We start from the raw sequence: 22,322 nt of genomic DNA on the forward strand, positions 1-22,322 counted from the left end.
CTCATTGTCCAGAACCAAGCGCACTGCACGCTCGCGCACTTCGGGAGAAAACTTGTTCGTGGTCTTGCTCATGATGCTCCATCCTACTCAGAAGTTGGAGCCTCCGGCAAACCCGGCGCGGTTCAGGTGCTTCGTGGGACCTTCGTCGATCTCGGCGGCCGCGGTCTTCTTTATACGAACGGTAGCATTCCATACTATGGCACATATCCCGGTCTCTACGACCCTAGGCCGCTACTGCTTTGCCCGCACGAAAGCTGCAACAGCACAATCAGCCAGCTCGCCGAGGAGGTCTTTTCCCTGACCAAGATCAACTGGAACTCGACGCAGATGAACCAGCGCTTACCTATCCCGATTAGGGCTGCACGCAAGGTCGGCGAGGTCCTGAAATATATCGGTGAAGGACAGTTCGTGAGCTCTGATTACAGGCGATACATCTGATGCCCGCTAACGACCCGGACGCTCTCGCCGCAGAGCTATTCAGGACCTTCGCGCGCTTCGAATATGCTTTGAAGGCTGCTGAATTTCACAAGGGTGAGGGCGCGGCGGAAGCCAACTGGCGCACGTTTGCCGAGTCCATCGCCGCGAGCTTCGAAGAGCCGACAGACGAGGAATTCGCTAAAGCAATCGCCTATATGCTCGCTCATCCTCCAAAAAGACAGATCGTCGAAGGTGGCGTCCTGGGATGGAGCGCGTCAGTGCCGCAGACTAATCTTCAGTCGGACAGGGTGCTGATCTACGTGCGCCGCGTGAGGAACAATCTTTTTCATGGCGGTAAGTTCAACGGCCGGTGGTTCGAGCCGCAAAGAAGTGCCGTCCTTTTGCAGCATTCGCTCACGATTCTGAATGCCTGTCTGGCTGCCTCGCCGGCGGTGAACGAAGCCTATCATAATGAGCCATAGTGCGCTGCCTGCCGTCATCTTCAGCTTGCTCGATCGATGTTGCAAGAGCAAGCGACGGCCAACTGCTCCGAGAGAGTTGAAGCCACGCGGCGTCGCTCGTGTCATGCGGGATACCGACGTCGATCCACCCATTTACCTCTGAAGTGGCGAATGTCGGCTCTGCACTCCGGTCATCGGGTCCATGAAAATGCGGCGCAATGCACGAAGGGCCGTTCACGTTCCCCCTTACCCCGTGATCCCCAGCCCCGGGCGCAAGTGTTCCGGCGCCGGGAGCGACAGGCGCCATGTCACCGTGATCGGACCCTCGCCCTCCCAGCTCTCGAACTCGGGTCGACCGCAGTAGAGCAACGGGGCGGCCTTGCCGTTCCGCAGCTTGCCGTTCCGGACAAAGAGGTGAACGCGCGCCTTGTCATCTGCCCCCGAGAGCATGCGGCCGATCTGGCTGTCGCGGCGGGTCTGGGTCTGGCTTTACCACTGCATCTGGTCGGGGCCGAGGAAATGGTCCTCGTAATGGCTGCCCGCGGTCAGCCCGCCCTTCTTCAGGGTGGTCAGGAGGATCAGGGTGTTGTTCAGCCGGACGATCCCGGCGTTCCAGTTCCCGGGGCTAAACCGCGCGCCGAACAGGGGCGGGATGTCTTCGCGCAGGTACTCCCGCCACAGGTCCGGTCCGGCCGCGGTGAAGCCTGCCGGAGGTTCGTCAGCTTCATGGTCCGGCATGGTTCCCAGCCGCCATTCGGCCAGTTCGACCAGCATCGCGGCGGCCAGTCCGTCCGGATCGGGCCGGGTCAGGCGCAGGTGGTCGCCCGAGGCGGAGAGGAGCGGTTCGAAGGCCCAGAAGGCGCGCCCCTCCTCGGGCGTCGGCGTACCGTCACGCACGTGGCGCAGCGCCTCCAGCGCGGGCGGGATGAGGGACCGGTCCCGCTCCACCCGCCGCAGCAGGTCGGCGACCGTAACCAGCGCCCGGCCATCCACCGGATCGCCCATGTCGCGCACAAAGTCGAACCAGCCGCCATGCCCGGTGCGCGCGGGATCAAAGCCCATGGCCGCCACCTCGGCCGCGCGGGGACGGCGCCCGTGGCGCAGATGGAAATCGCGGTACTGTGCCTCCAGATCCTCCATCCCCGACTTCGGGCGCAGAAGGTCGCGCAGGATCTCGACCACCCGCAGGTCGTAGGTCACCGAACAGCCCGGCGGCAGGGCCATCTGCCCGGCGACCGCCTGTTCCAGCCGCAGCGCCAGCGACCGGTCGCCCGGGCCGGCATCCAGCAGCGCGCGCAGTTTCGTCAGGAACACCCGGTGGTTCCCGATGTAATCTATGACGCGCAGCACCTTGCCCTCGACCCGGCGCAGGCCGCGGCCCAGCTGTTGCAGCCACAGGATCACGCTTTCCGTCGGGCGCAGCATCATCACCGTGCCGATGGCGGGCACGTCCACGCCTTCGTTGAACATGTCGACGGCAAAGAGGATGTCGATCTCGCCCCGACCCAGCTGGTCCAGCGAGGTGGCCCGCGGGGCCGAGCCTGGCCCGGAATGCACCGCAACGGCACGAAGGCCCCGGTCACGGAAGAAGGCGGCCATGAACTCCGCGTGCCGGACCGAACAGCAAAAGCCGATCGCCGGGCCGTCGCGGTGGCGGTGGAACTGGTCCAGCGCGTTCTGCGCGCGGGCCTCGGTCGCGAGCGCCGCCTCCAGCGCCTCGGGGTCGAACTGGGTGGGGCGCCAGGGGATCTGCGCGTAATCCATCTCGTCTGGCACGCCCATGTAGCGGAAGGGCGAGAGAAGCCCGGCCTCGATTCCGTCGAAGAGGTCGCGTTGATAGACGAGGTTGTCGCAGCAGAGCGCCAATGGACATCTGCCGAACAGATGCTTATCGTAATGGGATGTTGGAACGTTTTCTCACAGCTATGATGGTTCTCGCGTTGGCCCTCGTCACGACGGTCGGTGCTGCCCATGCGGCTGGAATGAAGGGGATGGACCACGACATACGGTCGGAAACAAAATCCGTGGCGGAATTACAGTCCCTCACCGACGGCCACCCTTGTTGCGACGCAGACCACCCACATGGTCAGGTCCGGGACGGGCTCTGCGATTTTGTCTGTGCAGGACTTTCTGTCGTGATGCAGTCACCTGAGGCTGTCGCGGCACCGGCATTTGCTGCCGCTCGCCACCATCTGCCCGCTGGCACAATCCATACAGGGCGCATGCCGGCCCTGAACGAACGACCTCCCAGACTCCGTCTCCTGTGAGCGCGCCCGGGCTCCGGCCCGAGGCGCATCCTTGCCCTTGATGCACGGGACGGAATGTCCCGAGGAGACGACCATGAACACCCTTTCACGACGCGGCTTTCTTGCCGCAGGGGCAGCCGCCGTTGCGGTTGCGCAGATGCCCCGGTTTGCCCTTGCGCAAACCCCTGACGCTCTTCGCCTTGCCGCGGTCACGCGCACGCTCGACATCGACGGCCGCGCGGCCACGGTCTTCGGCCTTGCCGGACCCGGCGGCCAGGGGCTGGTGCTCGATCCCGGCCAGCGGTTCCGGGTCGACCTGACCAACGATCTCGACGTCGGCACGATCATACACTGGCATGGGCAGATCCCGCCCAACGCGCAGGACGGCGTGCCCGACATGCCGATGCCCCTGCTCGCGCCGGGCGAGACCCGGTCCTACGACTTCGAGGCCCGGACGGGAACGCACTGGATGCACAGCCACGTGCCGATCCAGGAAATGCAACTGCTCGCCGCGCCGCTGATCGTGCGTTCGGCCGAGGACATCGCCACCGACAGGCAGGAGGTCGTGATGTTCCTGCACGACTTCTCGTTCAAGTCGCCCGAAGAGGTCCTGGCCGAGATCGCGGGCGGTCACGGAGGCGGCGGTCACGGCGCGCACGGTGGACATGGCGACGTCCAATCCATGCCGGGGATGCCGATGGGCGGCGCGGGTGCCATGCCGGGCATGGATCACGGTGCCATGGGCCATGGAGCCATGGGCGGCATGCCGATGGGCAGCATGCCGGGCATGGGCGGGATGATGGGCATGGGCGGCATGGCCATGGATCTGAACGACTACGACTGGGACGCCTATCTCGCCAACGACCGGACGCTGTCGGACCCCGAGGTGGTGCAGGTCGAGCGTGGCGGTCGCATCCGGCTCCGCGTCATCAACGCCGCGGCGGCCACGGTGTTCTGGATCGACACCGGGGCGGCCGGGGCGCGGCTCGTCGCGGTGGACGGTCACGCGGTGCAGCCGCTGCCGGGCAAGCGGTTCGGGCTCGCCATGGGGCAGCGGCTTGATCTCGAGATCGACCTGCCGAGCGAAAGGGGAGCCTGGCCCATCCTCGCGCTGCGCGAGGGGGCGCGCGAGCGTTCCGGTCTGATCCTCGCCACGCCTGGTGCCGAGGTGCGGCGCGTTGATGCCTTGGCGGAGGCTGAAGCGCCCGCGTTCGACACCGACCTTGCGCAGGAAGCACGGCTGATCGCGGTGGACGCCCTGCCGGAACGCCCTGTGGATCGCAGCCAGATGTTGATGCTGGGCGGCTCGATGCAGCCCTATGCCTGGACGATCAACGGTGCCGTCTGGGGCCAGCACCAGCCGGTTGTCGCGCGCAGCGGCGAGCGGGTTGTGCTATCGTTCCACAACATGTCGATGATGGGGCATCCGATGCATCTGCACGGCCATGTGTTCCAGGTGGTCGGCATAAGTGGCCAGCGCGTTGCAGGCGCTCTGCGCGATACGGTCTACGTGCCACCGATGTCGATGGTCGACGTGGCGCTGGACGCGGGCGAAGCCGCGCGCTGGATGCTTCACTGCCATCACATGCCGCATCTGGCGACGGGCATGATGACCGAGTTTGCGGTCTCGCCTTCGGTCTGACCGCAGGCGGGGCGCTCGCTTCGGGCGCCCCGACCTCTCGATTACTGCGATGGTGCGTTCCACCATCTTCTTGTGAAGTTCGCAGAAACGGGCCTCTCGCAGCCCGGAAAACAGGAGGACGACATCATGAACTGGAACGACATGGGCGCCGGAATGGGTTGGGGTATGGGATTCGGCTGGCTGTTCGGCCTGCTGATCCTTGTGCTGCTGGTTTTGGCCATAGCGGCGCTGATCAAATATCTTCGGAAATGAAGGAAAGGACTTCGCAATGACCTACACGATCAATCGCATGATTTTGGGTGCGAAGATAGACGATGTCGACGCTCGGGCGCGAAAGGCGCTGGCGGATCACGGTTTTGGTGTTCTGACCGAGATCGATATCAAGGCGACGATGAAGAAGAAGCTCGAGGTCGAGATGCCGGGCTATCGCATCCTCGGCGCCTGCAACCCGAAGTTGGCCTGGCAGGCCATCGGGATCGAGCCGCGGGTGGGGGCGATGCTGCCCTGCAACGTGATCCTCCGAGAGGTCGAGGGCGGTGTGGAGGTCGGCGCCATCGACCCGGTCGCTTCCATGCAGGCGATCGAGAACGCCGAGCTGCACGCCGTAGCAGGCCAGGTCCGCGATCTGCTGGCGAAGGCTGTCGCGGCGGTTTGAGATGAGTCTGCGCGCCGGCATTCTCATCGGTCTGGCGATCCTCGGGATCGTCCTGCTCAGGGTGTGGTTCATCGCGCCTTCGGCCGTGGCCGAGGTGCGGGACTGGTTCGAGCCCGAGCGACTGGAGACGCTGGTCGCGCGCGCGGGTCTCTGGGGGCCGCTGCTGGTCGTCACGCTCATGACAATCGCGGTCGTGGCCAGCCCGATCCCGAGCGCACCGATCGCGCTGGCGGCTGGTGCGGCCTACGGACATGTCTGGGGCACGGTTCAGGTCGTGATCGGCGCTGAGCTTGGCGCGCTGATCGCCTTCGGCCTTGCACGTGTTCTAGGGCATGACGCCCTGCGGCGTGTGTTCGGCACCTCGGTAGATGCCGGTCTCCTCGGCTCGCAGACTGCGCTGACGGCGACAGTTTTCGCGAGCCGCCTCATGCCCTTCGTGTCCTTCGACATGATCAGTTACGCCGCGGGGCTCAGCCGCCTGCATGCCTGGCGGTTCGCGCTCGCGACGCTCGCCGGAATCATCCCGGCGAGCTTCCTGCTGGCGCATTTCGGCGGCGAGGCGGTGAGCGGTGACCTTGGCCGGGCCACATGGGCGGTCCTCGGTCTCGGCCTCGTGACCGGGCTGCCGCTGATCTGGGCGGCGACACGCGGCAGAACGGCATCGCGGCAGAGGGATGCCGAAATAACAGCCGAAAGGACTAATGACCATGGCTGACCATCATCATCATCACGCCGCGTCCGACATCGCGCCGGGCGCCGAAACCGCGACCGATCCGGTCTGCGGGATGCAGGTCGAGATCAAGGAGGGCACCCCTAGCCGCGACTATGGCGGCGAGACATTCCACTTCTGCTCCGCCGGCTGCCAAGAGAAATTCGACGCAGATCCGTACTTCTATGCCTCCGGCAACGCGAAGAAGGTCGGACAGAGGGCCCAGCCCGGCACGCAGTATACCTGTCCGATGCACCCGGAGATCGTCCGCGACGCACCGGGGAGTTGCCCGATCTGCGGCATGGCGCTGGAGCCCATGGTGCCTTCGGACGAGCCGAGCCAAGAACTTGTCGATTTCAAGCGGCGCATGTGGATTTCCGCAGCGGCGGCTGTGCCGCTCATCATCATCACCATGGGCGAACTCGTCGGGCTCGACGTGCGCGGGTGGATGGGGCATCGCCTGTCGGTCTACGCAGAATTCGTGCTGGCGACCCCGGTGATCCTCTGGGCGGCTGTGCCTTTCTTCCGTCGCGGGATCGACTCGATCCGCAATGTCTCACCGAACATGTGGACGCTGATCTCGCTCGGGGTCGGTGCCGCGTATCTCTACTCGCTGGTCGCGACCTTCGCGCCGGGCCTGTTTCCGGCCGAGTACAGGATGGGCCACGGCGTTGGTACGTACTACGAGGCTGCCGTCGTTATCGTTGCGCTGATCTTCGTCGGTCAGGTGCTGGAGCTGCGTGCACGGGAACGCACGGGCGACGCGATCCGCGCGCTTCTGGACCTCGCGCCCAAAACCGCTCGGCGCATCCTGACAGACGGCTCGGAATACGACGCGCCCCTCGAGAACATCGTCGAGGGCGACCTGCTGCGGGTCCGGCCCGGCGACAGCGTGCCGGTGGACGGCGAGGTGGTCGAGGGTCGGTCGTCGGTCGACGAAGGCATGATCACGGGCGAGCCGGTGCCGGTGGAGAAGGTCGAGGGCGATCGTGTCACCGGCGGCACGATCAACAAGAACGGGACGCTGGCGGTACGCGCGACGCAGGTCGGCGCGGACACGGTGCTGTCGCAGATCGTAGAGATGGTCGCCGGCGCCCGGCGGTCGCGGGCGCCGATCCAGGGACTCGCCGACAATGTCTCCTCGATCTTCGTGCCGACCGTCGTTCTGATAGCCATCATCGCCTTCGGCGTCTGGCTCTGGGCCGGGCCTGAGCCGGCGCTGGCCTTCGCGATCGCCTCGGCTGTTTCGGTCCTGATCATCGCCTGCCCCTGCGCGCTGGGGCTCGCCACGCCGATCTCCATCACCACGGCCGCCGGCCGGGGCGCGCAGGCGGGCGTCTTGATTAAGGATGCCGAGGCACTGGAACGCATGGCGCGGGTCGATACGGTGATCGTCGATAAGACCGGCACGTTGACGGAAGGAAAGCCGCGACTGACCGATGTGGTGGCGCTTCATGGCGACGAGGCGGAGGTGCTGGGCCTTGCCGCTGCGCTCGAGCGCGGGTCGGAGCATCCGCTCGCCGAAGCGATAGTGGCCGGGGCGAAGGACCGCGGCCTGTCGCTCGGGACTGTGGAGGATTTCGAGGCAGTGACCGGCAAGGGGGTCCACGGTACTGTCGGGGGGCGCAAGGTCGCGCTTGGCAATGCGACGATGATGACCGATCTCGGGCTTTCGGCGGACAAGGCCGAGGCGCAGGCCGACGCGCTGCGCGCGGACGGCAAGACGGCAATGTTCGTGGCCGTCGACGGGACGCTCGCAGGGATCGTCGCCGTGGCCGATCCGATCAAGGAGACGACCGAGGCCGCGATCCGCGACCTGCACGCGCTGGGTCTCACCATCATCATGGCCACCGGCGACAACCGGCGCACGGCCGAAGCGGTGGCGTCGAAGCTTGGCATCGACGAGGTCCGCGCGGGCGTCCTGCCGGAGGACAAGCAGAAGCTGGTCGACGAGTTGCGCGCCAAGGGCAAGTCGGTCGCCATGGCCGGTGATGGCGTGAACGACGCCCCGGCGCTCGCCGCCGCCGATGTCGGCATCGCCATGAGCACCGGCGCCGACGTGGCCGTGGAAAGTGCCGGGATCACGCTCATGCGCGGCGATCTCGTGGGGCTCGTCCGCGCGCGAAAACTCGCGGTCGCCACGCTCAGGAACATCAAGCAGAACCTGTTCTTCGCCTTCGTCTACAACGCCGCAGGCGTGCCCGTCGCCGCGGGCGTGCTCTATCCCCTGACCGGCCTCCTGCTCTCGCCGATGATTGCGGCGGCGGCGATGAGCCTCTCGTCAGTCTCGGTCATCACCAACGCGCTGCGGCTCAGGCGGATCGACCTCTGAGCGCGCCTGACTTCAACCCATGGAGAACGACATGAAACAAGACACCCTCACCCGGCGCGGCCTGCTGATCGGCAGCGCGGTTCTTCTTGCCGGACTGCCCGGGCTGTCGCTGGCCCAGTCCGGAGGACCGTCGATCCACGTCCTGAAGGACCCGAATTGCGGCTGCTGTTCCGCCTGGATCGAGATCCTCGAGCGCGATGGCTTCGCCGTCACGACCGAAGCGAGCATGGGCACGCTGCTGATGCGCTACAAGTCCGACAAGGGCATCCCGCAAGAGATGGTTTCGTGCCACACGGGCAGGGTCGAGGGCTACATGATCGAGGGCCATGTGCCGGCCGCTGATATCCGGCGTCTGCTCGGGGAACGTCCCGATGCCGTCGGTCTGGCCGTCCCCGGAATGCCCTACGGCTCCCCCGGCATGGGGCCGGAGAGCGAACGCGAGGCCTACGACGTGTTCCTGATACATCGTGACGGCAGCACGGAGGTGTTCACGCACTACGAGGCCGCTTGACCTTCCCCGCGCTGGACCTGCGGTAGCGCCTTGGGACGCGGACAGACACCGGCCGTCGCGGCCGGAGTTCCGCGGAGCGGTTCGCGGGGTGGTCATGGATTATACGCCGCGTCCTGCTGCCAGCCGGTGAAATCCGACTGCACGAAGACGACATTCGATCGCCACGCAACGCGCAGCGCGGCAGGCGGGCTGGGCTCGCGACAGATCGAGCAGCCAGAGTGTGGTTCGGACCTGGGGCCTCCCGGATAGTCCCGCCAAGCTGAGGCTTTCCGGGAGCATGTCAGGGTGGCCCGGGTGATCATTGACGGCTCCCGCCCGGCAAGCCGCCCCTGATCTGGTCTGGGTGGAACGTCTGCCCAGACCAGATGCTGGCGGGACCGGGGCAGACCTGACCGACACGACGAGGATGATGTTCGGGTTAAGGAAGAGGGGGACAGCCTGTCGGAGTGGCAGGGCGCCGTCATGGGGAAGGGGGGCGGCGGGTGGCTGCGGGAGCTCGGGCTGGCGATGGGTGGGGGCGGAGGGTGGCCGGGTCGGCCATCCTCTGCGCCCGCATCGTCAGACCGGCGCGCGGCAGTTGATCCGGGGGATCGGCAGACGCGCGTTGCTGCGAGCAAAAGGCCGACCGGACCCGCGGAAAAAGAACAGGAAAAACATATCAAAGACAGGGTGTGAAGGGTCCAGCAGGCTGCTGGTCGCAGCGAGTCTATCGGCCTCCGGGCCGGTCGACTCGCGAGAAGGGGTCGAGGGGGTATCCCCCTCGCGAACGGGTTTTTGTGGTGTCGGGGGCCCCCCGACAGCGCAAAAACATTAGTGAGTAACAGACCGGACAACCCCACAGATTTTTTGCTGCGGTTTTTCACGCCCCTCCCGGAGGCTTGGCTCAGCGAAATCTGCCCGGAGCCTGATCATGTCCGTCCATTCCAGTTTTGGCAACCCCACACTTGTCGGCCGTCTTGAGACCGCTCCGATCGTCCTGAGGTTTGCTTCCCTGTTCCCCCGGGACCTGAAACGCCGCGAGATGCATGACAAAAGGACCGGGGGCGACCTCTCGCATATCCGGATGGAGCTGTCGCATCTCAACACCCAGCCGGTCGGGGGACCGGACTGGATCGATCGGCTGCACGCGGAGATCGCGGCCGCGATGGAGCACAACTTCGAGGAGGAGATCGCCGCGCGCGAACGCAAGGGGCGGTTCCTGGAAGCCGAGCGGCTCCGTAAGCGCGGGCCCGTCTGCCCATGGAAATTCACGCGCGAAGGACCGCTTCGCGAGGGGATCATCACGGTGAACAAGATGTGGTTCGGCGGGACCGGACATGAAAACTGGGACCCCGAACGGGTGGAGGCGTTCAAGCAGCGCGCGATGGAGTTCCTTCTTGAGCATTTCCCGGACGCGCAGCTCCGGGAGGTGAATATCGATGAGGATGAGGTGGCGCTGCACATTCATTTTGCGGTCGCCGTCTGGGTGGAAAAGGTCAGCCAGAACCGGGGGCGACAGTGGCTGCTCCAGCCTTCGGCGAACCCCCTTCTGGCGAATTATGAATACGCCCAGGACCTCGCCGGTGAGGCGTTTCTGGACCTCGGCATTCACCGGGGTGAACGCCGGGCTGCTGCCGCGCGTCAGGCCCTCGCGGCCGGGTTGGAGATGCCGGAGCCGCGGAAACACGTTCCGCCGTCTGAATGGCGCCGGGAACAGCGGCGGCTTGCGCTCGAGGACCGGGACCGTATCCGGGAAGCAGCCCGGGCCGAGGCTGCGGCCACCGTCGCGGATGGCGTGGCGCTGGCGAAGTCCGCGGTGAAGAAGTCCCGCAAGCGGTCCATCGCCGAGGCGAAGGCCCGGAAGGCGGAGACGGATCGGCAGGTCGCAGCTGCCGAGCGCGACCGGACCCGTGCGGAGGCGCAGGCCGAGGTTGCGCGGCGCGCGAGCCTGGAGGCCGAGGCGGCCCGGAAGGAGGCGGATCGGCAGGCTGAAGCGGCGAGGGAGGAGGCCGCCCGGATCGCGCAGGCCGCGCAGGACCGGGCCGGGGTGATTGTTGCCGATGCGACGGCGCTCGCGACCGTGACGGTGCGGAAATCGCGCAAGCGCGCCATCGCGGAGGCCCGGGTCCGGCGCGCCGAAGCGGAGCGGGCGGTTGCCGCTGCGGAACGCGCGCGGGCCGATATCGAGGCATCGGCCGCGTTCGCCCACGCAGCCCGGGAAGTGGCCGAGGACGCCCGGCGCGAGGCGGATCGGCAGGCTGAAGCGGCGCGTGAGCGGTCCGTCCGGATCATGGCGTCCGCCAACGACCGTGCCGGCGTGATCCTCTCCGACGCGAAACTGGTCGGGACCAAGGCCCTCAAGAAGGCGCGCAGGCGCGCCGCCCGGGAAACCCAGGCCCTGCGCGACGAGCTCCGGCGCATGAAGGCGAAGACCGCCATCGAGTTGCGCCGCGGTCAGCTGGCTGCGGCTTTTGTCCGGGGGCGGACCTTCCGTCTCCAGGAACGGGCGAACAGCCTCAGCCGCGACATCGAGACGAAGGCGCAGATCTGGGCGGAGCGGGAACGCCAGCACCGGGAGGCGGAGCTGCGGCTGGCCCGGATCGAACAAGAGCGCACGGCAGCGGAGGCTGCGATCATGCAGGCGCAAGATACCGCCGCCGGGATCCTTGCGACGGCTGCGGCGCGGGTCGAAGAGGCCCGGCAGGCTCTGGCGAAGGCCGACGCGGACCGGATCGAAGCCGAAAATCTTGTCTTGGTCGCCCGGGAAAAGGCCTCGCGGATCACGCAGGCCGCAGAGGACCGGGCCGGGGTGATCGTTGCAGACGCGACGGCGCTCGCGACCGTGACGGTGCGGAAATCGCGCAAGCGCGCCATCGCGGAGGCCCGGACCCGGCGGGCTGAAACGGACCGGGCGGCTGCCGTTGCCGAACGCGAGCGGGAGGCCGCGGAGACCCGGGCTGAACAAGCCCGGCAGGCGCAGGCGCGGGCCGAGGCCGAACGCGAAGCGGCCGAGGAGGCTGCTGTGGCGGCGCGGGCAGAAGCCGCCCGTATCCAGCAGGCGGCCGAAGCAGCGGCGGACCGGATCCGGACCGAGGCGGCTGCGGCCGCCGAAGCGGAGCAGGCGCGTGCCGATGCTGCGCGTCGGGCCCGGGACGAGGCTGAGGCCGCCCGCCTCGCGGCGGATCAGGCGGCTGCCGAGGTGATCGGAAAGGCTGATGCCGAACGGGCCGAAGCTGCACGGGCCACGGCCCGGGCCGAGGTGATCACGGCCGGGCTTGCCGCGCTGACCGAGGAAATGGCCGCCGGGACCCTGCGTTTGCGGGAAGGCGGTCGCGTGATCGCGCGCGCACCGGACCTCTTGCGCCCGGCCTATCCTGAAATCGGCCCGGCAGTTCGGGCCGCCGCGACCGTCGCGGAACAGACCCGCGCGGCGCGGCGCGAGGCAGATGCCGTCGGTCGGACGACCGAGGAGGAACGCGAAGCGGCGAAGGAGGAGATCGCCCGGAAGCGGGCCGCCGCAACTGCGGCTATCGCGAAGGAGCGCGAGGTGGCCCGGGACGAACTCGAAAGGCAGCGGCTGGCGGTGACTGCGGACCTCGACATGAAGCGCGCAGACCTGGACCGGCAGGAGACCGAGGTGAAGAAGCAATGGGCCTTCCTGGGCACCCTGCTGGAGCGGTTCGAACCTCTTCTCAGGAAGCTGATGCAGTGGCTGTCCCATCCGGATCTCCCTTCGTCGATGAAGGACGAAGGGATCGGTCTGGCCGCCGAGGCCTTCAGCGTGTTGGGCGCCTTGCGGCAGGACGATCCGGATCCGTGACGCCTGTTGCGCCAAGTTGAAGGTGACGGATCGTCCCGCATCTGGGCGCGGGGGGCAGGGTGTGCCGACTGTGGTCCTTATGTGACGAGGGTGATCAACGTTTGATGAAGGGTGCCGCTGGTCCGGATTTGCCCGTTAAGGCAGCGCCGGGAAATCGCCGCGCCGGTGCCGCTCGACCATTGCGCGCAAGGGTTCCGGCGCCAGCACCTCCACCGCGTCGCCCCACATGTACAGAAACCAGGCCATCTCCAGATGGCCCGAGGCGGTGAACCGGACGGTCAGGCTCCCGTCCGCCTCTTCGGTCATCTCCTGTGTTGGGTGGAAAAGGAACTCTCGCGCAGTGGGGGCTGCGGCGGGGGAGAAGCGCCACGTCACCTCGCCGTATTCAGCGTCGGTGTGGAAGCTCCCGAAGGCGCGGGCGGCGTGAGCGGTCAGGTCGAACCCCGGGTCGCGGGCGAAGCTGTCGGCCTCCAGCCGGGCGGTGGTGATCCGGTCCAGCCGGTAATGCTGCATCCGCCCGTCCCCGCCCGCCTCGCGCGCGACCAGATAGCGGCGGGTGCCGAGCAGCAGGCCGTGGAGCTCCAGCCGCCGCGCCCGGTCCGGGTCGCGGCCCCCGGCGTAGGTGACCGTCAGCACATGCGGCCCCTTCAGCGCCGCCCCGATCACCCCCATCAGGTCCGGCCCGATCCGTACCCGTGGGCCGGGGCGCGAGGCGAAGCCATGCGCCTCCAGCACCGCTTCGGCATCGGCTTCGGCCCGGCGAGCGTGCGGGCCCGGCATCGCCGCCAAGAGCCGGTCGCGCAGGCCGGACAGGGCGCGGACCTCGGTCGCCAGCCCCTCACGCTCGGCCCGGCGGATGGCCAACTCCAGCGCCGCCAGTTCGCTGTCGCGGATGCCCTGGGCCAGCATCAGCCGGGCGTCGTCGGCGCGCAGTTTCCAGAACTTGCGCCGGTCGTCATCCACCCGCGTGATGCAATGGGGGAACATCTCCTCCAGCGCTTTCGTCATCCGCTGCGCGGTGCGGCGGTCGACGCCGAACTCCTCCTCGATCTCGGTCAAGGACACGCCCAGATAGCGGGCGGTCGCGAGTTCCGCGAGGCGCAGGAGGTCGGCGGCTTTCTGGAAGGACATCGCAGCACCCTGTCAGGATTTGCCACCCTTATGCCCCAGATTGAGGGTGTTGACGATTCCTTTACCACGATTCCGCCCCCACCCCTTTCAACAGGAGACCCCCGATGCAGATGAACCACGCCGCCTTCGCCCGTTCGCCCGCCCTGCGCGTCTCGCTCAAAAGGGGCCTTGCGCGGCAGGCCATCGCGATCGCAGACCGCGACGCGCCTGACATGCCGGGCCTCATTTGCATGGCGACAGGCCTGCGCCCGAACGCCAAGGCGGTGGAACGCCTTGCGCTCAGGTTGAAGGGCCGCCCCGGTGTGGTGCGCGTGGCGATGGCGCCCGGCGGCAAGGCGCTGACCTTCATCACCCGCGCCGTGCGCGCGGTCGAGGCGCGGGTCGAAGGCGCGACGGTGTTCCACGAAACCGGCCTGATCTACCTGCGCGCCCGGGTCGGGAGGATGGGCCCGATCCTCGGCTTCCAGCTTTCCGCCGTCAGCTTCTGCGCCCATGCGCTGGAGCGGCTGGTGGAACGGTCCGACATCGACCTTCAGACTGCATTGCTGCCGCAGGTCGATGACGAGGCGCGGGCGATCTTCCGCGGCCGGGACCGTGCGGCCAGGATCGAGGAGGCGGGCGATGAATACTATCCCGCCGAAACACCCGGCCTCTGGGCTGGGGGGCATGACGAGATGGCGCTGGACCCGGACTGGGGCCTGTCCAACGGCTGCGGGCGCCTGCCGGTCTTTTCCGCCCGCACCTTCCTCTCCGAGGCCGAAATGCGCCCGACCATCTGGCTGCGCTGGAAGGATGATCCCGCCTGCCGGATGGCATGAGGCAAGGGGTTGATCGGGCAGGATTTCCCGGCAAGGTTGGGACAAGGGCAAAGGCAGGTCAGGCATGAGCGCATTCCGGTTTCTCCATTCCTCGGACCTCCATCTGGGCCGGGCCTTCGGTGGCTACCCCGACGGCATCCGGCACAGGTTGCGCGAGGCGCGACATGGGGCGATTGCCCGGCTGGCGCAGGCCGCGCGGGCAGGCGGGGCCGGGGTGGTGCTGCTGGCGGGCGATACGTTCGACGCCGAAACCCCCGCGCCCGACACGCTGCGGCAGGCCCTGCGCGCGATGGGCGAGGAGGGCGATCTGACCTGGGTCCTGCTACCCGGCAACCATGACAGCCTTGCCGCATCCGAACTCTGGCGGCGCATCGCACAGGACGCGCCCGCGAACCTGCGGGCCATCACCGATGACGCGCCGGTGGAACTGGCCTCCGGCCACTGGCTGCTGCCCGCGCCTTGCACGCAGCGCCGCCCCGGGCGCGACCTGACCGAGGCGATGGCGGCCCCCACGCCCGAAGGCGCGCGGCGCATCGGCCTTGGCCACGGCGCGATCACGGATTTTTCCGGCGAGGAAGGGGCGACCGGCATCATCCCGCCTGACCGGGCCGTGCGCTCGGGCCTTGACTACCTCGCCCTTGGCGACTGGCACGGGCAGATGCAGGTGACGCCCGCCACCTGGTATTCCGGCACGCCGGAACCCGACGGGTTCAAGCATGACGCGCCGGGGCGGGCGCTGCTGGTCACGCTGGACGGCCCTGCACAGGTGACGCCGGTGGAAACGGCCCATTTCCGCTGGATGCGCCCGGTGCTGGACCTGTTGCCGGGCGAGGATGTGGCCGCGCGCCTCGCCGCCGCCTTGCCGAACACCCGCGCGCGGGATCACCTGCTGCGGATCACCGTAACGGGGCGCCTTCCGCTGGCCGACCGCGCCGCGCTGGAAGCTGGCCTCGCCGCCCGCGCCCCCGATTTCGGCTGGTTCGCCGCCGATCTGTCCGCGCTGGCGGTCGAGGCGCTGCCCGAAGACCTGGACCAGATTGACCGGGCGGGCGCGCTGCGTCAGGCGGCCGAGGTGCTGCTGGCCGAGGCCGGGGATGCCGCCCTCAGCCAGGCGGACCGCGACACCGCCCAGGCCGCCCTTGCCCGGCTTTATGCCCTGACGCAGGAGGTGCGGGCATGAGGCTGCGCAGCATCGAGCTGACCAACGTTCGCCGTTTCGCGGGCAAACGCGCGCGGCTGTCCGGCATCGGCGACGGCATCACCGTGCTGTCCGAACCCAACGAATTCGGCAAATCCACCTTTTTCGACGCGATCCATGCGGTGTTCTTCGAACGCCACGGCAGCCGGAACGCCGCCATCAAGGCGTTGCAACCCCATGCCGGGGGCGCGCCCGAGGTAATGGTGGAAGTGGACCTGCCCGAAGGCCGTTTCCGCATCGCCAAACGCTGGATCAGCAAGCCGCAGGCGCAGGTGCATGACACCACCGGCCGCCTGATCGCCCAGGCGGACGAGGCCGAGGCCTGGATCGACCAGCTGATGGGCGGCGGGCTGGCCGGGCCTTCGGGCCTTCTGTGGGTACGGCAGGGGCTGATGGGGCTCGAGGCTGACGACAAGAAGGACCGCGAACGCGACCTGACGGCCCGGCGCGACCTTCTGTCCTCGGTCGCGGGCGAGATCGACCTGATGACCGGCGGGCGGCGGATGGATGCGGTGATCGACCGCGTGGCCGAGGCTCTGGCGCGGCTCGCCACCGCCACGGGTCGACCGAAGGCCGGAGGCGAATGGGCGCGGGCTGTGGACGAGGCGGCGGCACTGGCCGCCGAGGAGGCGGCGCTGCGCCCCAAGGCAGAGCGGCTGTCGGGCGATCTCGCCCGGCGGACCGAGGTGACCCGCACGCTGAGCCGCCTGACCGACCCCGCCGATGCCGCCACCCGCGCACAGGCGCTGACGGATGCGCAGGCCGCGCATCAGGCGGCGCTGGCGCATCAGGCGCAGGTTACGCAGGCCGAAACCACCTTGCGCCTTGCCCGGCTTGATGCCGACCGCCTGCGGCAGGACATCGCGGCGGCCGAGACGCTGGCCGCCCGAGTGACCGCGGCTCTGGCGGCTCTGGCCAAGGCCGATGAGGCTGCCACCACCGCCCGCGCCCGTGCCGATGACCTTGGCCAGCGCGACCGCGCGGCGACCGAGGCCGCCGAGGCGCTTGCGCACCAGACCCGCGACCTGCGGACAAGGGTGCAAGCGGCAACCCGGGCCGAGGCCGCGCAGGCCGCAAAGGCTCAGGCCGAGGACCTGCAACGCCGCCTTGACCGTGCGACCGGGTTGCAGGCGAGCCTCGACCAGACCCGCGCGCAGCGGGCGCGGATTGCCGTGACCGCCAAGGTCCTCGATGCCGCCGACAAGGCGCAATCCGCGCTCGACCTTGCCCGCGCGCGGGCCGAGGCGCAGGCGGTGACCATCGAGGCCCGTCCTGATGGTGCCCCCGCCATGCTGAACGGCGCGGCCTTGCCCGATGGCCCGGTGCCGATCCTGACTGCCGCCGACCTGACGCTGCCGGGCTTTGGCACGCTGCGGATCGACCCCGGCGCCGGGCGCAGCGGCGAGGGGATTGCCCAGGCCGAACAGGCGCTGGCCCGCCTGCTGGCCGAGGCGCAGGCGGAAAGTCTGCCCGCCGCCCGCCACCAATGGGCCGAGGCGCAGCGGCTGGAGGTCGAGGCGAAACAGGCCGCCGCCCTTCTGGCCGAGGTCGCACCCGAGGGGCTGGATGCGCTGCGCAGCGCGCTGGCACGCGCCATGGCTGCCGCCGCCGACGCCCCCGACACGGCCGAGGACGTGGCCGCCCTGACCGCGGCGCTCGCAGAGGCCGACACCGCCGAACAGGCCGCCCGTGCCGCCGCCAAGGCCGCTCACGATCTGGCGGTCGAGGCCGGGAACACCCGCGCCGGGGCCGAGGCGAACCGCACCACTGCCGCCCGCCAACTGGCGGATGCGCAGGCCGAGGCCGGGGACGAGGCAACCCTTGCCGCGCGCATCGCCGCGCTGAAGGTGCGCGAACCGGCGCTGGCCGATGCCGTCACCACCACCGCCCGCGCGCTGGAAACCCTGCGCGCCGCCGCCCCCGACCTGGCCACCGCCGAGGCCCGGCTGACCCGCGCGCGCGGCGCCGTCGATCAGGCCCGCGCCGCCGAACAGAAGGCGCGCGAGGATCTGGCCAGCCTGAACGCCACGATCCTTGCGCTGGCCGAAGAAGGCATCGAGGAACGCCTTGCCACAATCGCCGGTGACCGCGCCGAGGCCGAGGCCCGCGCCGCCCGGTATGAGGCCGAGGTCCGCGCCCTGACCCGGCTGAAACGCGCGCTGGACGAGGCGCGGACCAAGGCGCGCGACGCCTATTTCGGCCCCGTGCTGCGCGAGTTGCAGCCGCTGCTGGCGATCCTGCACCCCGGCGCGCAGCTGACCATCGACGATGCCAGCCTGCTCCCCGCCACCCTGACCCGCAACGGCCAGCCCGAGGCGCTGGACATCCTGTCGGGTGGCACCCGCGAACAGGTGGCGATCCTGACCCGCCTTGCCTTCGCCCGCCTCTTCGCCACCGCAGGCCGTCCGGTTCCGGTGATCCTTGACGATGCCCTCGTCCATTCCGACGACGACCGGATCGAGGCGATGTTCGACGCCCTGCACCGCACCGCGCGGGATCAGCAGATCCTTGTCCTGACCTGCCGCCAAAGAGCCTTTGCGGCACTTGGTGGAGAACGTGCCGTGGTCGCGCTGGAGGGCATATGACGGCAGAAGGGCAGAACATCAGGTTCATCAAAGATTACCAATTGCTTAGCGGTTGTATTAAACAGCCTGATGGCCCACCTTGCAGTGAATGACCGTGAGAAAAGTTAAATGCCCCTGACGCTTGCCCAACTTGAGCGGCACCTCTTTGCAGCCGCCGATATCCTTCGGGGGAAAATGGATGCCTCGGAGTTCAAGGAATACATCTTCGGGATGCTGTTTCTGAAGCGCTGTTCCGACGTTTTTGAGCAGGCCCGGCAGGGGGTTATCGAAAAGCGCATCGGGAACGGCATCGCGCCTGAACAGGCCGCAGAAGATGCCGAGAACAAGGTCTGGTATGGTCGCAGCGGCACGTTCTGGGTTCCCCCGCAATCCCGGTTCACCTTCCTTGTCGATGAAGCCCATGAGAACATTGGCGATAAGCTGAACAAGGCCCTCGGTGGCATCGAATCCGAGAACATCGCCCTTGAAGGCGTTCTCGACCACATCGATTTCACCCGCAAGGTCGGCCAGAGCAAGATCAGCGACCAGAAGCTGCGCCAGCTGATTACCCATTTCGGGGAAATCCGCCTTCGGAACGAGGACTTCGAATTCCCGGATCTGCTTGGCGCCGCCTACGAATACCTGATCGCCGAATTCGCCGACTCAGCCGGCAAGAAGGGCGGGGAGTTCTACACCCCCCGTTCCGTTGTCCGGATGATGGTGCGCCTCCTGAAACCGACCCTTGAACATGACATCTATGACCCCTGCTGCGGGTCGGGTGGCATGCTGATTGCGGCCAAGGACTACATTGACGAACACGGACAAGACGGGCGCAAGGCCAACCTCTTCGGGCAAGAAAATGCCGGCACCGTCTGGTCGATCGCCAAGATGAACATGCTGCTGCACGGGATCAGCAGCGCCGACCTGCGCAACGAGGATACCCTGGGTGAGCCCCAGCATGTCGAGAACGGCGAACTGCGCCGGTTCGACCGCGTCCTGACCAATCCCCCGTTCTCCCTGCCCTGGGGGTCAAAGGACAAGGACCGGTCCGGCGAATACACCTGGCAGCCCAAGTTCCCCGAACGCTTCTTCCATGAGGTCCCCCGCGGTGCCAAGAAGGCCGACCTCATGTTCCTCCAGCACATGCTGCACGTCACGCGCGACGGCGGCATGATCGCCACGGTCATGCCCCACGGCGTGCTGTTCCGCGGGGGCGACGAAGGGAAGATCCGTCAGAAGATCATCGAACAGGACCAGATCGAGGCGATTATTGGCCTCGGCCCCCAGCTCTTCTATGGCACCGGCATCCCCGCTTGCGTCATCGTCCTGCGCCAGCGCGTCCACAACGGTGCGAACCTCGTCTCGGGCAAGCCGAAGGACCGGCAGGGCAAGATCCTCTTCATCAACGCCGACCGCGAATATTTCGAAGGCCGGGCACAGAACCATCTGATGCCCGAACACATCGAAAAGATCGTCACCACCTTCGAGGAATACCGCGAAATCCCCGGCTTCTCGGCCATCGTCGAAATCGACACTCTGCGCGACAACGATTTCAACCTGAACATCCGCCGCTACGCCGATAACGCGCCGCCGCCCGAACCGCATGACGTGCGCGCGCATCTGGTGGGCGGCATCCCGCGGACCGAGGTGACTGCAAAGGCCGACCTGTTCCTCGCCCATGGGCTGAACCCGATGGACCTGCTGGTCTCCCGCGATGACCGTTACCTCGACTTCGCCCCGCACCTGACCGCGAAATCCGACCTGAAAACGGCCATAGAGGCCGACGCGGGCCTGCAAGCGCGCGAGGCGGAAATCCGGGCCGCCTTTAACGCCTGGTGGGCCGCGCATCAGGATGGCATCGTGGCCCTTGCCGGGGCCGATCAAGCGGCCGCGCTCATCAGACTCCGCGATGAACTCCTCTCCAGCTTTTCGCAAACGCTGGAGGGGCTGGCCATGCTTGACCCCTTCACCGTGCGGGGCATCATCGCGCAGTTCTGGCAGGCCTCGCGGTTCGACTTCCTCACCCTCATGGCGCGCGACAGCCGGGGTGTTGTCGATGCCTGGCGCACCTCCATCGTCACCGCGCTGGAGGACAAGGGCCACAAGGAAAGCCCGCTGGACCACAAGCTTGTGAGCTTCCTGATGGGCGACTTCGTGCGCGAGATCGAAGAGTTGACCGCGCGAAAGGCCGAACTCGAAGCCCAGATCAAGGCCGCGACCGCCACGCCCGAGGAGGGCGAGGAAGAGGAGGACGACGCGGAACCTGTTGATGAGGCGCAGGTGAAACGGTGGAAAAAGGAACTGGCCGAGGTCAAGAAGACGCTGAAAGCCAAGCACGCGCAGTTCACCGATGCGATCAACGGGGCCGTGGACGGGCTGACCGAGGCGGATGCGGCGGCGCTGATCCTGAAGATCCTGCACGATGACATGGAAAAGATCCTGTCCCGCTACATCGCCGCGCAGCGCGGGCAGATCGTGGCGGCGTTCGAAACCTGGTGGGACAAGTATCGCGTGACCCTGACCGAGATCGAAAGCGCGCGGGCCGAGGCGACGGACAAGCTGGCGGGGTTCCTGAAGGGGTTGGGGTATGTCTGACCTGCATCAACTTGGTCCCCTTATTTCCATACAGAAGGGAAAACCGCCGAAGTCATTCGAGGCGAACACTGCAAACACTCAAGCATATCTCAGCCCCGAGTATCTGCGGGGTATAGCCCCTCCTACCTTTGCTGAGCGTTTCCCAAACTCATTGATGGCCACCTGCGGCGACGTGGTCTTGCTGTGGGACGGGTCGAATGCAGGCGAAGCGTTTCGCGCAAAGCCTGGCATCGTGGCCTCGACCATGGCCGTCATCCGACCAGATCATAGCTTTGATCTGGGGTATTTTTTTCATGCACTTAAGTGGGTCGAGCCCCATCTGAAAAGTCAGACGAATGGCACGGGTATCCCGCATGTCGATCGGCATGTCTTGGAACAAGTGGCGGTCTATCTTCCTGCCAAGCTGGATCAAGCCAAGATCGCCGAAGTCCTCGACACGTTGGACGTGGCGATCCAGGGGACCGAGGCGGTGGTGGCGAAGTTGCGGGCGATGAAGCAGGGACTGCTGCATGACCTGCTGACCCGCGGCATCGACGCGAACGGCGACCTCCGCCCCCCACAACCCGAGGCCCCCCACCTCTACCACCAAACCCCGCTCGGCTGGCTACCGAAGGAGTGGGAGGTTCGTGAGGTGCAGGATTTGCTTGCGCCGGTCGATCCCGCGATGCGCTCCGGCCCGTTCGGAAGCGCGCTGCTGAAAGAGGAACTGGTGAGTCAGGGCATCCCCTTTCTCGGAATCGACAATGTTCATGTCGAAAGATTTGACAGGGATTACAAACGCTTTGTGACCTCTAGCAAGTTCCAGCAACTGCGGAGATACGCCGTTCGCCCCAATGATCTGATGATCACCATCATGGGCACTGTCGGGCGATGCTGTCTTGTTCCTCATGATGTTGGGGACGCGTTATCCTCGAAGCACACATGGACCATCAGTCTCGATCAGGCGAAATACTCGCCCTATTTGGCAATGTTACAGGTGAACTATTGCGATTGGGTCTTGCGGCACTTCTCGAAGGATCAGCAGGGCGGCACCATGTCCGCAATCCGAAGCGAAACGATCCGCTCGACGTTGCTGCCTGTGCCGCATCCTGCGGAGCAAGCCAGTATCGAAGCAATCCTGATGAAGCTTGCCAGCCGCTCCAGAGATGAATTGGCCCTGCTCGACAAACTCCGCCTCCAGAAATCCGGCCTGATGGACGACCTGCTCACCGGCCGGGTTCCCGTCACGCCCTTGTTGTAACCAA

15 protein-coding genes and 1 pseudogene are annotated in these 22,322 nt (G+C 67.1%); 14 read left to right on the forward strand and 2 right to left on the reverse strand.

Features of this window, described 5'->3' with window-relative positions; translation table 11 throughout:
- Positions 1-438: pseudogene (locus D2N39_RS20080) on the forward strand (hypothetical protein); the annotation flags it as partial.
- A complete protein-coding gene (locus tag D2N39_RS20085; protein ID WP_199725320.1) occupies positions 438-899 on the forward strand; it encodes a hypothetical protein in 462 nt (153 codons plus the stop codon). The pseudogene D2N39_RS20080 and the gene D2N39_RS20085, both read left to right, overlap by 1 nt.
- Before the next feature lie 468 nt (positions 900-1,367).
- Here the strand turns inward: D2N39_RS20085 and D2N39_RS20090 are convergent, their stop codons facing one another.
- Positions 1,368-2,744, reverse strand: a complete 1,377-nt coding sequence (locus D2N39_RS20090) for a DEAD/DEAH box helicase (RefSeq protein WP_233557322.1) — start codon at positions 2,742-2,744, stop codon at positions 1,368-1,370.
- Positions 2,745-3,218: 474 nt separating this feature from the next.
- On the opposite strand from D2N39_RS20090, the gene D2N39_RS20095 reads away from it, so the two are divergent.
- The 7 genes from D2N39_RS20095 (at position 3,219) to D2N39_RS20125 (ending at position 12,772) form a co-directional block, all read left to right on the forward strand.
- Positions 3,219-4,766 (forward strand): multicopper oxidase family protein, encoded by a 1,548-nt coding sequence (locus D2N39_RS20095; RefSeq protein ID WP_119136568.1) that lies wholly within the window; start codon positions 3,219-3,221, stop codon positions 4,764-4,766.
- A gap of 126 nt (positions 4,767-4,892) precedes the next feature.
- Positions 4,893-5,018, forward strand: coding sequence for a hypothetical protein (locus D2N39_RS23610; protein WP_267899590.1), 126 nt, complete (start codon positions 4,893-4,895; stop codon positions 5,016-5,018).
- 16 nt (positions 5,019-5,034) lie between these two features.
- Complete coding sequence (locus D2N39_RS20100) at positions 5,035-5,421, forward strand: DUF302 domain-containing protein (protein ID WP_119136569.1); 387 nt, start codon at positions 5,035-5,037, stop codon at positions 5,419-5,421.
- A 1-nt stretch (position 5,422) separates the two neighbouring features.
- Positions 5,423-6,136 carry a TVP38/TMEM64 family protein gene (locus D2N39_RS20105; protein ID WP_119136570.1) on the forward strand — a complete coding sequence of 238 codons (714 nt, stop codon included), beginning with the start codon at positions 5,423-5,425 and terminating at the stop codon, positions 6,134-6,136.
- The gene (locus D2N39_RS20110) at positions 6,129-8,462 is read left to right on the forward strand and encodes a heavy metal translocating P-type ATPase (protein ID WP_119136619.1); all 2,334 of its coding nucleotides are present in this window, start codon (positions 6,129-6,131) and stop codon (positions 8,460-8,462) included. The genes D2N39_RS20105 and D2N39_RS20110 overlap by 8 nt, the downstream gene beginning before the upstream one ends.
- 31 nt (positions 8,463-8,493) lie before the next feature.
- On the forward strand, positions 8,494-8,973 hold the full coding sequence (locus D2N39_RS20115; protein ID WP_119136620.1) for a DUF411 domain-containing protein: 480 nt from the start codon (positions 8,494-8,496) through the stop codon (positions 8,971-8,973).
- Positions 8,974-9,883: 910 nt separating this feature from the next.
- A complete protein-coding gene (locus D2N39_RS20125; RefSeq protein WP_119136571.1) occupies positions 9,884-12,772 on the forward strand; it encodes a hypothetical protein in 2,889 nt (962 codons plus the stop codon).
- 135 nt (positions 12,773-12,907) lie between these two features.
- On the opposite strand, the gene D2N39_RS20130 is transcribed toward D2N39_RS20125, so the two are convergent.
- The gene (locus tag D2N39_RS20130; protein WP_119136572.1) at positions 12,908-13,903 is read right to left on the reverse strand and encodes a helix-turn-helix transcriptional regulator; all 996 of its coding nucleotides are present in this window, start codon (positions 13,901-13,903) and stop codon (positions 12,908-12,910) included.
- A 104-nt stretch (positions 13,904-14,007) separates the two neighbouring features.
- On the opposite strand from D2N39_RS20130, the gene D2N39_RS20135 reads away from it, so the two are divergent.
- The 5 genes from D2N39_RS20135 to D2N39_RS20155 all read left to right on the forward strand — a co-directional run bounded on the left by D2N39_RS20135 (position 14,008) and on the right by D2N39_RS20155 (position 22,318).
- Entirely contained in the window at positions 14,008-14,721 is a 714-nt protein-coding gene (locus D2N39_RS20135; protein ID WP_119136573.1) for a hypothetical protein, read from the forward strand.
- A 64-nt stretch (positions 14,722-14,785) separates the two neighbouring features.
- Positions 14,786-15,901, forward strand: a complete 1,116-nt coding sequence (locus D2N39_RS20140) for a metallophosphoesterase family protein (RefSeq protein WP_119136574.1) — start codon at positions 14,786-14,788, stop codon at positions 15,899-15,901.
- A complete protein-coding gene (locus D2N39_RS20145; protein ID WP_119136575.1) occupies positions 15,898-18,504 on the forward strand; it encodes an AAA family ATPase in 2,607 nt (868 codons plus the stop codon). Before D2N39_RS20140 ends, D2N39_RS20145 begins: the two co-directional genes overlap by 4 nt.
- 108 nt (positions 18,505-18,612) lie before the next feature.
- Positions 18,613-21,078, forward strand: a complete 2,466-nt coding sequence (locus tag D2N39_RS20150; protein WP_119136576.1) for a type I restriction-modification system subunit M — start codon at positions 18,613-18,615, stop codon at positions 21,076-21,078.
- Positions 21,071-22,318 carry a restriction endonuclease subunit S gene (locus tag D2N39_RS20155; protein WP_119136577.1) on the forward strand — a complete coding sequence of 416 codons (1,248 nt, stop codon included), beginning with the start codon at positions 21,071-21,073 and terminating at the stop codon, positions 22,316-22,318. The genes D2N39_RS20150 and D2N39_RS20155 overlap by 8 nt, the downstream gene beginning before the upstream one ends.
- Positions 22,319-22,322 lie beyond the last annotated feature (4 nt).

Source organism: Gemmobacter lutimaris, assembly GCF_003570715.1.
Taxonomy (GTDB): domain Bacteria; phylum Pseudomonadota; class Alphaproteobacteria; order Rhodobacterales; family Rhodobacteraceae; genus Gemmobacter; species Gemmobacter lutimaris.